This window comes from Salinivibrio sp. ML290, from assembly GCF_001995695.1.
GTDB classification, from domain to species: Bacteria; Pseudomonadota; Gammaproteobacteria; order Enterobacterales; family Vibrionaceae; genus Salinivibrio; species Salinivibrio siamensis.
Genome location: NZ_MUEY01000009.1, coordinates 1 through 13,538, shown reverse-complemented (window position 1 = coordinate 13,538; position 13,538 = coordinate 1). Strand labels below are relative to the sequence as shown.

Below are 13,538 nucleotides of genomic sequence, written 5' to 3'. Positions count from 1 at the left end.
GACAATCAAACATCAACAAATACTCATCAAGGCGCTATCATGGCGAAGTGCCATCAATAGGAGCTAACTTGTGCGCTGGATATATACACTCTTACTCACGCTTGCCGCCCCTTTTTTGCTTATTGGGCTGTACCGTAAACGGCCTGGTAAGCCTGCTGTTGGTGAGCGATGGCGTGAGCACTTTGGCGGTACGCCCAACGTAGACGGTCAGCCTATTTGGCTCCATGCGGTGTCGGTGGGGGAAGTTCTCGCGGCAAAGCCGGTGATCAGCGCGCTGCAACAAGCCTATCCAGACGTGCCGATCTTGGTCACCACCACTACCGCCACCGGCGCAGAGCAGGCCAGGCGTCTTGATGGGATCATACACCGCTATATGCCGGTTGATTTTCCTTTTTCGGTAAAACGTTTTCTTCGCGCGGTGTCCCCACGGGTGTGCGTGATCATGGAAACTGAGCTTTGGCCAAATACCTTGCATCATGTGGGTCGAGCGGGCATTCCCATTACGGTTATCAACGCCCGGCTTTCTCAAAAAGCTTGCCAACGCTATCAGAAAATCGCACCGCTCTTTCGAGCCATGAGTAAACATATCGACTTAATCGTTTGTCAGCATCAAAACGACCAAGCGCGCTTTGCAAGCCTCGGTGTCGCTGACGACAAGCTTGCGGTGGCTGGCTCGGTGAAATTTGATATTAAAGCCGTGGATCCGGCGTTGGGTTCCACACTTCGCCAAGCGCGCGGTGATCGCCCTTGCTGGATAGGTGCCAGTACTCACGCGGGAGAAGACGCCACCTTGCTCGCCGCTCACAGTGTATTACTGCGCGACTACCCAGACGCCTTGCTGATATTGGTCCCTCGCCACCCAGAACGTTTTGATGATGTAGCCCAGCAAGTGGCCACCCAAGGGCTCAGCGTACAACGACGCACCGAGGGTGAACCGCTGGCAATCAGCACCCAAGTTTACCTTGGTGACACCATGGGAGAGATGATGACCTACTTGGCAGCCGCAGATGTGGTAGTGATGGCGGGCAGTTTTCTGGGTACCAAAGTGGGTGGACATAACCTGCTTGAGCCCGCGGCGTTAGGCAAGCCGCTTTTAACTGGCCCAAGCTATTATAACTTCCAAGTGATTGGCGACGCGCTGATTGAGGCAGGGGCGCTGCAGGTGTGTAACGACAGCCAAGATCTCGCTGCCAAAATCGGGGCCTTTTTTAGCGCCCCCGCCCTTGCCGCACAAGCGGGTAACGCTGGTCTCTCTGTGGTTGAGCAAAATCGTGGCGCGGTCGAGCGCACTTTGCAGGCACTCGCCCCCTGGCTTAATCGCCCGCGCTAGCGTCTTACTTACGGATATGATTGTAGCCTTTTAATACGGCAGCCCAATCTTCGGGTTGCCAACGGATTTGACGCTTCTCTTTTTCTTTTTTAAACGAGCGATGAAGGCGGGCAAGGTTATCCTCTTTCCACTGCTCGCCATCGCGCTGCTGGCACTTATCGAAGTCAATCAGCCACAGCTTTCCTTTTCTATCACGGAGGATGTTGTGGATATTCAGATCGGTATGACACACACCAGCGTCGTGCAGGCGGCGAACTAACCGCCCAATGGCGCGGTAATCATGGGCAAGTAAGCTATTTTCACTCAAGACAGCAACCAGATCGCGCGCACCTGGGATTTTCTCCACCAAGATATCGGCACGATAGGTACGGCCATTTTTTACTGCACGCGCGGCAACAGGACGAGGTACCGGCATTTTTTTCTCGCGAAGATAGGCCAGTAAGTTGAGCTCAGCGCCACAACGAGTCGCTTCCCACCCTTGAAACCAATACTGATCTTTCACGAATTTACCAAACAAGCCACCGCGGTAGTAATGACGTAACGCCATCTCCATTTTCGGCCCTCGGATAAAGAACGTGGTACCACGCCCTTTCGCTGAGCCGGTGACGGCCGCTTGCTGATGCCAAAAATGAATATCAAAATACTGACGAGGATCGCCCTCCACCAAGGCAGGGTCGTACCAAATACACTCGTTGTCGCGTTGCTCTACTTCTATACTCACGGTTTTTCCTGTTTGCGCACTGACGCTGGCGCACATCAGTGTACCTTGCTCGCTCATGGATTCACAGGCGAGAGGTCACGGCGCTGCAAGAACAATGCGTGATGGACAAGGATTTGATAACCTCTTCCCAGATCAACGTTTTTAAGGAAAAGCTCGTGACACACAAACAGCATACACGCGTGATTTACCCAGGCACATTTGATCCCATCACGAATGGCCATCTGGATCTGATTGAGCGGGCGGCAAGAATGTTTGATGATGTGATTGTGGGGATTGCGGCTAGCCCAAGCAAAAAGCCATTGTTCGACCTGGATGAGCGAGTGGCGCTCACGCAAGCGGTCACGGCACACCTTCCCAATGTCTCAGTGGTGGGCTTTTCAGGGTTGCTGGTCAATTTTGCCAAGCAGTACCAGGCCAATATTCTGGTGCGCGGTTTGCGCGCGGTCTCTGACTTTGAATACGAATTTCAGCTGGCCAATATGAACCGCCGATTGATGCCTGCGCTCGAGAGTGTGTTTCTCACTCCCTCAGAGGAGCACTCATTTATCTCCTCGACGTTGGTCAAAGAGGTGGCGTTACACGGCGGTGATACCAGTGAGTTTGTCGCGCCTAGCGTACTGACCGCCTTGCAAGARAAGCTGCAAGGCAAGCGTTCATAAGGGCTGGCATTGCGGGCAAAAAACGGTTGCCCGCTGGCCGATAACCATCCGCTCAAGGGTCACGCCACAAGCGGGGCACGGCGCACCCGATTTACCGTAAACGCGCAGCTCTTGAGCGAAATAACCGGCTTTACCATCTACCTGGGTAAAGTCTTTTAGCGTGGTGCCGCCTTGCGTAATTGCCGCCGCTAACACGGTTTTTATCTCATCCACAAGCTTTGTCGCCTCGGCAAAGGAAAGACTCCCTGCAGGGCGTTTGGGGTGAATACCCGCACAAAACAGCGATTCATTGGCGTAAATATTCCCCACGCCTACCACTACCGCGTTGTCCATGATAAAGCTTTTCATTGCCATTTTTTTGCCCGCCGCCTTAGCCAGCAAATAGTCTGAATTGAACGCATCAGTGAGTGGTTCGGGGCCCAGTTTGCCCAACACAGGATGCGGTAAATCCCCTTCCTGCCACAGCCAGGCGCCAAAACGACGCGGGTCGTGATAACGAATCACACGACCATTACTTAGCGTGACATCCACGTGATCGTGCTTTTCCGGTGCAAAAGAGGTGGGCAGTACTCGTAAACTACCCGACATGCCAAGATGCACAATCGCAGTACCGACGTCCGTCTCCAATAAAAGATACTTGGCGCGACGGGTCACCCGTCGGATCACCTGACCTTTCAACTGTTGTAAGGTTTCGGGGATGGGCCAACGTAGCTTGGGCTGACGAATGGTAATCTCAGTAACGGTTTGCCCTTCGACATACGGCATGATACCTAAACGGCTTACTTCTACTTCCGGTAACTCTGGCATAAAGACAGCTCTTAATATCTACGACTTTGATAGCGGAAAAAGATACCGACTATCTACCGACACCGCTAGCCATTGGCCGTGCTCGTTTTGCATCAACCAAAACTGGGGTTGTTGGTAATAGGTAATGCGGATGGGCTCTTGGTCGGGGCTACGGGTGAGCTCCAACGTACGGGGAGACGTTAATTGGGGTCGCAACGACTGCATGGTGGTGTCATCGACTTGCGTTCCAGTCAGCCCCAGCCAGCGCTGGGCAAGCTCTGTCGGGCTAATCACCAAAGGTTTATCCGATTGCCAGCCCTCTAACGTACGCGTCAGTGTTAAATGGGAAAACCGCAACGACAGCACGTCACTGCGCGACTCAACCAGCGCAATCACCCCCTCAGGCGTCGCCCGTGCTTGCCGTTGATGGCGCAAATAGTCTGGCAGCAGCATTAAGCCAAAAAAAACCACCACTGAGAGAATCAGGATGTTATTCCATGTCTGCCGCTTTAGCTTCATGTCGGTTCACCTGAGGACGTTACGCGTGTCTTTCGCAGTATACCGCAAACGTGACCAGATTTTAGTTATAAAAAAACCCAGCCTAGGCTGGGTCTTTCTCAAAGCGTTAATCAAATTACTTGATTTTGGCTTCTTTATACATAACGTGCTTGCGAACTACAGGATCAAATTTTTTGATCTCGAATTTGCTAGGCATGTTACGTTTGTTCTTATCTGTGGTGTAGAAGTGACCAGTACCTGCAGAGGATACTAGACGAATCTTCTCACGAACGCCGTTTTTAGCCATTCTCTAATTCCTCTTATACGTTCTCACCGCGGGCACGCATTTCTGTAAGTACAGAATCAATGCCTTTTTTGTCGATGATGCGCATACCTTTAGTAGATAGACGCAGTTTAACGAAGCGTTTTTCGCTTTCTACCCAGAAACGATGAGTTTGCAGGTTCGGCAGAAAACGACGCTTGGTGGCGTTATTAGCGTGAGAGCGGTTGTTACCAACTACAGGACGCTTGCCAGTTACTTGGCATACTCGTGACATGAAAGTCTCTCCAAAATCGTTTCGGCTCGATATCAACCTTGTCCGCCAGTCCTGCATCGTTAAGGTCAGGTCGAAGGTCAAGGCTATCAAAGGTGGCGCATTATACTAACTGAATTCACATTGCTCAAGTCCCGAGCAGATCCTTTTATGCGCTTTTTGATCGTTTTTTTCGCCAATGGCGATCCTTAAGGGGATAACAACCAACCTCGTTCGGCGAACGATACCACATCTCCGTCCCCAATCACTAGGTGATCAAGCACGCGAACATCCACTAATGACAAGGCATTGGCAATTCTATCGGTAATATGTCGGTCTGCCTGGCTCGGCTCTGCCACACCGGATGGGTGGTTATGGGCCAAAATCAGTGCTGCCGCATGCAACTCAAGCGCGCGACGAACAATTTCTCGTGGATAAACGCTCGCCGCATTGTGTGTGCCTTCAAAAAGCTGCTCATCGGCTATCACGCGATGCTGATTATCAAGAAACAAAACGTAAAATGCCTCGCGAGGCCGGTCGCGCAGTAAGGTCGAGAGATAACGGCGAGTATGGTCCGGGCTGGTCAGCGCGTCGGTTTTGCTTAGGGTTTCTTTTAAATAACGTCGACTTAACTCCAGTACCGCCTGCAGCTGGGCATATTTGGCGCTACCCAGTCCTTTTCGCTGACAAAACGCCCCTTGGTCCGCGCCCATCAGCGCCCGGAGCGAGCCAAAATCCTGCAAAAGGTGATCGGCCAACGCCACCGCGCTCATCCCTGTGACGCCCGTGCGTAAAAAAATCGCTAATAGCTCGGCATCCGAGAGGCTTTCCGCTCCCCGTGCTAACAAGCGTTCTCTGGGGCGACAATCTTGCGGCAAGGTTTTTAGGCTCATAGTGATTCCTCTTCAACGTTGCCGCCAGTTAAAGTAAGCGCCTTTCACGCCGCAATGACTTTTACATGTAACTGCGGCGCGTTCGCGATTTTATCATGAGCCACCGTTAACGCTTTCAGCCGTGCGCTAGCCATATCACATCCAACGCGCATCACACCCCATGCGGATTCATGCGCTCAAACAAGCTTTTTGCGCTAAGGATTATGGTATGGTTTTGTCATTCATGTTCCAACACACAGAGCATTATGGCCAATAGTTCACAGCAGCCAGCCCAGACGCTGGCCGGTAAACGTATTCTGCTTGGCATGGGCGGCGGAATTGCCGCGTATAAGTGTGCCGACCTCACCCGCCGCCTTATCGAGCGTGGCGCCACCGTCAAGGTGGTGATGACTCATGCTGCAAAAGAGTTTATTACCCCATTGACCATGCAAGCCGTTTCCGGTCATCCGGTATCGGATAGCTTACTCGACCCCGCGGCTGAGGCCTCTATGGGGCATATTGAACTGGCTAAATGGGCCGATTTGGTGCTGATTGCCCCCGCAACCGCCGATTTAATTGCCCGGATCCACGCAGGCATGGGCAATGATTTGCTCACTACCGTGTGCTTGGCCACCGATGCCCCTCTGGCGATTGCGCCGGCGATGAACCAGCAAATGTATCGCGCCCACGCCACCCAAGCCAACTTAAATGGACTGCACGCACGCGGCTGCCTGATATGGGGCCCAGACAGTGGCGCGCAAGCCTGTGGCGATGTGGGCCCCGGGCGCATGCTCGAGCCTTTGGCCTTAGTGGCTGAATGCGAACACTGGGCCGGCCCCAAACCGCTGTCAGGCAAGCGTGTGATGATTACCGCCGGCCCCACCCGAGAAGCGCTAGACCCAGTCCGATACCTGTCAAACCACAGCTCAGGGAAAATGGGCTATGCCCTCGCCGAGGCGGCAGCCCGTTTAGGGGCCGACGTCACCTTAGTCTCAGGCCCAGTCGCGTTGTCAGTGCCGACAGGTGTCACGCATATTGATGTCACTAGTGCCCAACAAATGCATGATGCGGTGCATGCGAACATCACCGACCAAGATATTTTTATCGGCTGTGCCGCGGTCGCTGACTACCGTCCACAGACCATGGCCAAGCAGAAAATGAAAAAGCAGGCCAATCAAGACACAATGACGGTCACCATGGTGAAAAATCCCGACATTATTGCTTCGGTAGCGGGCTTAACAACACATCGCCCATTTACGGTCGGCTTTGCCGCCGAAACCCAAGATGTAGCGGCCTACGCGCGTGACAAGCTGGCGCGCAAAACGCTTGATATGATTTGTGCTAACGATGTGTCCCAATCCGATCAAGGCTTTAACAGCGATCGTAATGCCTTGCACCTGTTTTGGCCTGGGGGAGACAAAGCCCTGCCTGTCGCGGAAAAGCGCACATTAGCTCACGAGGTGATGGCGCACATACATGCACGCTATTTACAGCAAACCATCCAGGATGAGCACTGAGGCGGGTGAGAGGGACAACCTCCTTATCACCAAAATACAAGTTCAAAAGCGTGCGCCATGGCCACGCTTTTTGCTTTTAATACAGAGACCTCGTCGCTAAGATAGGGGAAAAATCCACACATGGCGGCACCTCTCCATGATGCCTCCTTTACCGGTCGCCAGTGTGACAGATAAAAAGACAAAGGAATCGCATCCATGGCAGCCCCAAAAAAAAGTAATCGCCGCGAAGAGATCCTTCAAGCGCTCGCGCAAATGCTGGAATCCAACCAAGGCAGCCAACGCATCACCACGGCCAAACTCGCCGAGCAAGTCGGGGTGTCTGAGGCAGCCCTCTATCGCCACTTCCCCAGTAAAGCGCGGATGTTTGAGGGGCTCATCGAGTTTATCGAAGATTCCCTGTTATCCCGCATCAATCTGATCATTGAGGAAGAAAAGGACACCTTGGTGCGCCTCAAACTAATTTTGCAATTATTGCTGGCCTTTGGTGAGCGCAACCCAGGGCTCACGCGCATCATGACAGGTCATGCCTTGATGTTTGAACAAGATAGGTTACAAGCGCGCATCAATCAGCTTTTCGAGCGCGTCGAAGCCCAGCTTAAGCAAGTACTGCGCGAGCGTCGTTTACGCGAAGGAAAAGGGTTCCCATTGGATGAGGCAGTGCTCGCCAGCCAATTGATTAGCCAAGTGGAAGGTGGCTTTTGTCGCTACGTGCGATCGTCATTTAAGCAGTTGCCGACTGCCAATTTCGAGCAATACTGGCAACTGCTCACCAATCAACTGCAGTGAATAGCGCAGTGCAACGGGTGTCGTGCAACAGGCTCAGCTAAATGGCTCTGCCAGCTGCACGCACGCAACTTAAATCCCGTAGCTCGCCTGGTACGCTTTCACCGCCGCCAACTGAGCCGGATCGGCTTGGCTTTGCTCTAGGTAAGTGACCAAGTCCGATAAGCTAATGATAGACACCACTTGGCAACCAAAGTCACGCTCGACTTCTTGGATCGCCGACAGCTCACCTTGACCACGCTCTTGGCGGTCAATCGCCACCAACACCCCAGCAAGCTGCGCCCCTTGCGCCTGAATCAGTGTCATTGACTCACGGATAGCGGTACCTGCAGTGATCACATCATCCACCAACATCACACGGCCACTCAGCACGCTGCCGACCAAGTTGCCGCCCTCACCATGGTCTTTGGCTTCTTTACGGTTGAAGCAATAAGGCGTATCCACATTATGGTGCGCCGCAAGTGCTACCGCGGTGGTGGTCGCAATCGGGATCCCTTTGTACGCAGGACCAAACAAAACATCGTAATCAATCCCTGCATCCATCAACGCGGCCGCATAAAATTCACCCAGTTTTGCCAAGTCACGCCCGGTGTTAAACAAGCCGGCGTTAAAAAAGTACGGACTTTTCCGCCCTGATTTAAGCGTAAACTCGCCAAACTTTAATACCTCTCGCTCAAGGGCAAACTCAATAAACTGGCGCTGATAGGCTTTCATTCGTTCCTCTCTTGGTTGTCTTGGTGACACGCCACATGTCACCCGGGGTCGGATAGATAAAAAAATAGCCCCCGATGTGGGAGCTATTCAATCTGTTATGCGTCGGCGAGTGCCGATTTTTGCGCGACGACAATGTCATCAATGCCCTTACTGGCCAACGCGAGCATCGCGTTTAGCTCATCGGGGGTAAACGGCTCCGCTTCGGCGGTGCCCTGCACCTCAATCATGCGGCCATCTTCGAGCATCACCACATTCATATCGGTATCGGCCGCCGAGTCTTCCACGTATTCCAGATCGCAAATTGGCGTTTGCTGATAAATGCCCACTGATACAGCAGCCACATGCCCACGCATCGGGTTAGCTGCAAGCTTGCCCTCGCGTACCAGCGCGTTAAGCGCGTCCGCCAGTGCTACACTCGCCCCCGAAATGGACGCCGTGCGCGTGCCGCCGTCGGCTTGAATCACGTCACAGTCAACGGTAATGGTGCGCTCACCCAGTGCTTTTAAATCGACCGCGGCGCGCAAACTGCGGCCAATCAAACGTTGAATTTCGACGGTACGGCCACCTTGTTTACCGCTTGACGCTTCACGACGGTTACGGGTGTGGGTTGCACGCGGCAACATGCCATACTCGGCAGTCACCCAACCTTGGCCCTTACCTTTTAAAAAGCGCGGCACGCCCTCTTCAATCGTGGCATTACAGATCACCTTGGTATCACCAAAGCACACCAACACAGAGCCTTCTGCGTGGGCCGTAAAACCGCGGGTAAAGCTAACGGGACGAATTTGGTCGAGTGCTCTTCCACTTGGGCGCATGCAAGTTACCTTATTGACTGTAAGAATGTGGTCGCGATTATACGTGTTTCTCCGCTCGCTTGCGATCCCTGTCCACCCCACAGACCAAGACAGCTGACGGCAAGGGCATGGATGCGTATAATCTTTGCCATTGACCTACAGCACACAAGAGCAGGTACACATGATCCACAGTATGACCGCCTACGCCCGTCAAGAACTCAAGGGCGATTGGGGCAACGCGGTTTGGGAAATCCGCTCCGTTAACCAACGCTATCTCGAAACCTACATTCGCATGCCTGAGCAGCTACGTAGCCTTGAGCCTGTGGTACGCGAGCGTTTTCGCAAGCGCCTTGCTCGCGGCAAAGTGGAATGCAACCTGCGCTTTGATACCTCACAAGCCAGCCAAGATAAGCTCACCATCAATGAAGCCTTGGCCAAGCAAGTGATTCACGCGGCGAAATGGGTGAAAGAGACCGCGGGTGAAGGCAACATCAATCCGTTTCAAGTCCTGAACTGGCCAGGCGTGATGGAAGCGCCGGAGCAAGACACCGACGAGCTACACCGCGCCTTATTAGCAGGCCTTGATGACGCGCTCGATGCCTTTATCGCCGCACGTGCGAGCGAAGGCGAGAACATGAAAGCCCTGATTGAGCAGCGACTCGATGCGATTAGCGCTGAAGTGATCAAAGTACGCGAAAAGATGCCCACCGTGATTGAGTGGCAGCGTGAACGTTTGACCACGCGCTTAGAAGAAGCACAAGTGGAGCTCGACCCGGCTCGCGTTGAGCAAGAAATGGTGATGCTGGCGCAAAAAGTGGATGTTGCAGAAGAGCTTGACCGCTTGGACTCACACGTTTCAGAGGCGCGCAAAATCCTCAAAAAAGGTGGCGCCTGCGGCCGACGCTTGGACTTTATGATGCAAGAGTTCAACCGCGAAGCTAACACCCTCGCCTCCAAATCAATCAGCACCGAAATCACCGCCTCCGGCGTCGAGCTCAAAGTGCTTATCGAGCAAATGCGCGAACAGATCCAGAATATTGAATAAATTCCATATCTAAACATAAACACCTTATAAGCAACTAAAAACAGTACTTTATAGGCAAGTCAACTTCCATAGCATTACATAGCCAACCACCTTTACCCACCACTAAATGGTGGGTAATATGGTGGGTAATGAGATTATACTATCAGTAAGGTGGTGGGTAATCGTGTTGCGGGTATGGAGAATGCAATGGGAAAGCTAACGGTAAAAAAAGTTGACGCGCTGGTTAAAGCAAAAGCTGAGAAGACTCAACGCTATGCTGACGGTGATGGCTTATACCTTGTTGTGCCTGCCTCCGGTCTTCCAAGCTGGATGCTACGGTATACCTCAAACAAAAAGCGGCGAGAGATGAGTCTCGGAAAGGTACGCGATGTATCGCTCCAGGATGCTCGATTAGACGCTGCCGCCAAGATGAAACAACTGCGGGATGGGTTCGATCCGCTCTTGCAACGAAAACGAGTCCAACAAGTACAAATAAAAACAGTGAACGACCTTTTCGAAGATTGGTACCCCACTCTCGTTAAACGTCTCAAATACCCCGAGATTCCTAAACGCATCTACACAAAAGACATTGCGCCGCATATTGGTGAGATCTTACTCGACCAAGTCACAGCGCGAGATATTCGTTTTACTATTAATGCGATTACAAATTCCGGCAGGCCAACAATCGCGAATGATGCATTAGGTTACTGTAAACAACTCTTTAACCATGCCATCAAACTCGACCTTATGAACGGCAACCCAGCGGCAGCTTTTACAGTAAGAGACGCTGGTGGTGTTGAGCACAGCAAGGATAGAGCCTTGACCCCAGAGGAACTAAACCAGTTTTTTTCTACGGCAAAGGCATATCAAGCTAGTTTTGGTCGCGATAACTATCTCGCTTGTGGGTTATTGGTTTGCTTGGGGGTACGAAAATCAGAGCTCTGTGAAGCGAAGTGGCAAGAGTTTGATTTAGAAGCAGGGGTATGGATGCTCCCTAAAGAGCGCAGTAAAACCGGCGTTGCGTTAGATATTCCTTTGGCGCCAGTGGTCGTTACCTGGTTAGAAGAGTTAAAAATCCGAGGTTGTGGTTCAGACTATGTCTTTCCGAGCCGACGAGCCAGCAAGCGACCTCATATGGGCCCAGATACGCTCAATCGTGCGATTTCAAAACTATTCGGTAAAGAGCCAGGCAAAAAAAAACCTGCACCGAATGTAATGGGCGACATGCCACATTTTGCAGTACACGACTTACGCCGTACATGCCGGACATTACTGGCACGACAAGGCACACCTGGTCACATAGCAGAACGATGCCTAAACCATAAACTCAAAGGCGTTGAAGGGATCTACGATCGGTATGATTACTTTGATGAGCGGAAAGAAGCACTTTCCGCTCTAGCGAATGGCTTACACTGGATCTAGAAATGATAAAAACGAGTCTCTTGGAGACCATAGCCAGACTTTGTCCTTAATCAGCAGAGTAGCACGAGGGAACGTAAGCGGTTGATAAACCCCATATACCCATAAGACACGGGCTTTACCATAGTACCTTTTTGAGCAGAGGTACGATGAAACAAGCACAAAAGCGCGCGCACTGGGCAATTTGGTGCAGTTCGCACCGGGCGGCGATGGTGAGTTGGCTATCTTTTTGATGCTGCAGGCGCTCCTGCCAGAGTTTCATCTTGTCTTCGCGTGTCATGATATCGCTCTGATAGTGAAGGAGCTATGTCAATATCAGGTCATCGTGGTTATCTGAATATGGGGAGAAATGGTCGCTTACGTCTATGTGGCGTCAATTATTCTTCAGCTAAACATACCGACACACTTACACTGTCACGCAGGACAGAGTAAGTGTGTTAGTGGGTCAATTTTGAACTGGCGTTGATAAGCCCTCGCTCCAATCGGTCACACAGAGCCTACCTAAGTAACTCCTCTTTGTGTCCCTAGCAATATTTTTGGAGCCAGTTCACAAAACATGGAGTATCTAACACTTTGTACAATAGCGCACGAAAACCAAAACAGCTCTTGATACACTGATCCCGAAACTAACAACTCGATGGCGTGTTTGGAGCCGACGACTGATCGGCGGTAGCATGGCTAAACACTGGATAGTTAACAGCCTATCGGATAGAGAGCCGAATAGCGTGCGCATTTATCCATGGCAGGTGCGCACTATCCCATAATAAGTGATTAAAAGAGCCCATTAGTCATACGGTTACAGCTTAACACTTGGGGATAGTGTGAATACCTGAGTAGAGATAGGCGATGCGCACGAACACACAATGCTATGTGAATAGGTGAAGCTATGAGATATAACATGGAAGATGGGTATAGCCTTAAGCACCTATTCGAGAACTGTTTTGGTCGAAAAGCTTGGCATGAGCTGAAGCACTGCACTGATCTAGCAATATGGAAGAAGTATTGCACTCGGCTTCTATCTGCAATAGAGGTATCTGCAAAAGCGACCGTCGAGATCGCTGATGAAGTTTGGTTCGAAGAGCTTTCAGGGGAAGTTGGGCATGGAAAGGATATGGTCCAACTGTCTCAGGACTTTGAGCAACTATTCTCCAATCTGGCTGCGTCACTTGGAGCGATAAGTTTTTTGCAGTTGGGCTTGGTCCCCCGTCGTCTGACTGTAGATAGTGTCACCTTGCGGCACCCAAGCAACTGGAAACTAGACCGCTACCGTTCTGTTCAATATGTCCAGAACTCCGAGCAGCGGGAAAACTCATATAACAAGAAAAAGAAGTCGGAAGCATAAATGCGCCACTGTTTTTGACGTTATATGACATAAGATCGACACACCAGTTTGAATTATCCTCTTGTGCGATAAAAGATTTCAAATGAATAAGCAACCTTCGGAACTCTCATTTATTCAAGATTTATTGTGATGACAAATACTATTGAACAGAAGCGGAAAGAAGCGGTAGCTGATCTATTGAAAGATATGAAAAAAACAGCTGCAGATATGCGCACCTTAATAGTCGGCATGCCACCTGAAGAACTCCTTGGGTACATCTACGCTCAGCGTTTGATGAAAAATATGGCAGGTATTGAACAACCATCGGAAGAACACGACTCTAGTGTGCCTGACGACAGCATTAATGAAAGAGGGTGTTCATAGTTCTGTGTCACCCAACGTTTAAAGATCTACGTAGTCGTCGAGCCGCCCTTCGAAGTGGATGCTCAGTTGGGACAATGTCAGGTTCCAATTCTGCACCGGATGCGTCCACTTCTCTGACGCCTTCAACATACCTGCATACAGCAACTTGAGCAATGCGTTCTCGTTGGCAAAGCCACCCTTGGT

General features: G+C 51.5%; 17 protein-coding genes and 1 pseudogene. 8 read left to right on the top strand and 10 right to left on the bottom strand.

Going from position 1 to position 13,538, the window contains the following annotated elements:
• Positions 1 to 70 precede the first annotated feature (70 nt).
• A complete protein-coding gene (gene waaA / locus BZG23_RS09700; protein WP_077606805.1) occupies positions 71 to 1,330 on the top strand; it encodes a lipid IV(A) 3-deoxy-D-manno-octulosonic acid transferase in 1,260 nt (419 codons plus the stop codon).
• A 4-nt stretch (positions 1,331 to 1,334) separates the two neighbouring features.
• Here waaA and BZG23_RS09695 read toward each other — a convergent pair whose 3' ends face one another.
• The gene (locus BZG23_RS09695; protein WP_235605719.1) at positions 1,335 to 2,045 is read right to left on the bottom strand and encodes a 3-deoxy-D-manno-octulosonic acid kinase; all 711 of its coding nucleotides are present in this window, start codon (positions 2,043 to 2,045) and stop codon (positions 1,335 to 1,337) included.
• A 119-nt stretch (positions 2,046 to 2,164) separates the two neighbouring features.
• Here BZG23_RS09695 and coaD point away from each other — a divergent pair, with 119 nt between their 5' ends.
• Positions 2,165 to 2,710 (top strand): pantetheine-phosphate adenylyltransferase, encoded by a 546-nt coding sequence (gene coaD, locus BZG23_RS09690; protein WP_443216285.1) that lies wholly within the window; start codon positions 2,165 to 2,167, stop codon positions 2,708 to 2,710.
• Here the strand turns inward: coaD and mutM are convergent.
• From mutM to radC, 5 genes are all read right to left on the bottom strand, one after another.
• Positions 2,705 to 3,517, bottom strand: coding sequence for a bifunctional DNA-formamidopyrimidine glycosylase/DNA-(apurinic or apyrimidinic site) lyase (gene mutM / locus BZG23_RS09685; RefSeq protein ID WP_077606802.1), 813 nt, complete (start codon positions 3,515 to 3,517; stop codon positions 2,705 to 2,707). The two genes, coaD and mutM, sit on opposite strands and share 6 nt — an antisense overlap.
• A gap of 18 nt (positions 3,518 to 3,535) precedes the next feature.
• A complete protein-coding gene (locus tag BZG23_RS09680; protein WP_077606801.1) occupies positions 3,536 to 4,015 on the bottom strand; it encodes a hypothetical protein in 480 nt (159 codons plus the stop codon).
• 115 nt (positions 4,016 to 4,130) lie between these two features.
• Positions 4,131 to 4,301, bottom strand: a complete 171-nt coding sequence (gene rpmG / locus BZG23_RS09675; protein ID WP_046074696.1) for a 50S ribosomal protein L33 — start codon at positions 4,299 to 4,301, stop codon at positions 4,131 to 4,133.
• A gap of 13 nt (positions 4,302 to 4,314) precedes the next feature.
• Positions 4,315 to 4,551, bottom strand: a complete 237-nt coding sequence (gene rpmB / locus BZG23_RS09670) for a 50S ribosomal protein L28 (protein ID WP_046074695.1) — start codon at positions 4,549 to 4,551, stop codon at positions 4,315 to 4,317.
• A gap of 185 nt (positions 4,552 to 4,736) precedes the next feature.
• Entirely contained in the window at positions 4,737 to 5,420 is a 684-nt protein-coding gene (gene radC / locus BZG23_RS09665) for a RadC family protein (protein WP_046074694.1), read from the bottom strand.
• Positions 5,421 to 5,665: 245 nt separating this feature from the next.
• Between radC and coaBC the strand changes: the two genes are divergently transcribed.
• Both coaBC and slmA read left to right on the top strand, forming a co-directional pair.
• The gene (gene coaBC, locus BZG23_RS09660) at positions 5,666 to 6,916 is read left to right on the top strand and encodes a bifunctional phosphopantothenoylcysteine decarboxylase/phosphopantothenate--cysteine ligase CoaBC (protein ID WP_077606800.1); all 1,251 of its coding nucleotides are present in this window, start codon (positions 5,666 to 5,668) and stop codon (positions 6,914 to 6,916) included.
• 195 nt (positions 6,917 to 7,111) lie between these two features.
• Positions 7,112 to 7,702 carry a nucleoid occlusion factor SlmA gene (slmA, locus tag BZG23_RS09655; protein WP_069361925.1) on the top strand — a complete coding sequence of 197 codons (591 nt, stop codon included), beginning with the start codon at positions 7,112 to 7,114 and terminating at the stop codon, positions 7,700 to 7,702.
• Between the two features lie 69 nt (positions 7,703 to 7,771).
• On the opposite strand, the gene pyrE is transcribed toward slmA, so the two are convergent.
• Positions 7,772 to 8,413: an orotate phosphoribosyltransferase gene (pyrE, locus tag BZG23_RS09650; RefSeq protein ID WP_077606799.1), complete on the bottom strand. Its 642-nt coding sequence runs from the start codon at positions 8,411 to 8,413 to the stop codon at positions 7,772 to 7,774.
• 95 nt (positions 8,414 to 8,508) lie between these two features.
• A complete protein-coding gene (rph, locus tag BZG23_RS09645; RefSeq protein ID WP_069361927.1) occupies positions 8,509 to 9,228 on the bottom strand; it encodes a ribonuclease PH in 720 nt (239 codons plus the stop codon).
• Between the two features lie 160 nt (positions 9,229 to 9,388).
• On the opposite strand from rph, the gene BZG23_RS09640 reads away from it, so the two are divergent.
• Both BZG23_RS09640 and BZG23_RS09635 read left to right on the top strand, forming a co-directional pair.
• Positions 9,389 to 10,252 (top strand): YicC/YloC family endoribonuclease, encoded by an 864-nt coding sequence (locus BZG23_RS09640; protein WP_046074689.1) that lies wholly within the window; start codon positions 9,389 to 9,391, stop codon positions 10,250 to 10,252.
• Between the two features lie 186 nt (positions 10,253 to 10,438).
• Complete coding sequence (locus BZG23_RS09635) at positions 10,439 to 11,653, top strand: tyrosine-type recombinase/integrase (RefSeq protein WP_077606798.1); 1,215 nt, start codon at positions 10,439 to 10,441, stop codon at positions 11,651 to 11,653.
• 115 nt (positions 11,654 to 11,768) lie between these two features.
• Here BZG23_RS09635 and BZG23_RS16600 read toward each other — a convergent pair whose 3' ends face one another.
• On the bottom strand, positions 11,769 to 11,930 hold the full coding sequence (locus BZG23_RS16600) for a hypothetical protein (protein ID WP_158011372.1): 162 nt from the start codon (positions 11,928 to 11,930) through the stop codon (positions 11,769 to 11,771).
• 618 nt (positions 11,931 to 12,548) lie between these two features.
• On the opposite strand from BZG23_RS16600, the gene BZG23_RS09630 reads away from it, so the two are divergent.
• Positions 12,549 to 12,992, top strand: a complete 444-nt coding sequence (locus BZG23_RS09630; protein WP_077606797.1) for a hypothetical protein — start codon at positions 12,549 to 12,551, stop codon at positions 12,990 to 12,992.
• Positions 12,993 to 13,121: 129 nt separating this feature from the next.
• Positions 13,122 to 13,355, top strand: coding sequence for a hypothetical protein (locus BZG23_RS09625; RefSeq protein ID WP_198532138.1), 234 nt, complete (start codon positions 13,122 to 13,124; stop codon positions 13,353 to 13,355).
• A gap of 18 nt (positions 13,356 to 13,373) precedes the next feature.
• Here BZG23_RS09625 and BZG23_RS16485 read toward each other — a convergent pair.
• A pseudogene (locus BZG23_RS16485) lies at positions 13,374 to 13,538 on the bottom strand (IS256 family transposase); the annotation flags it as partial.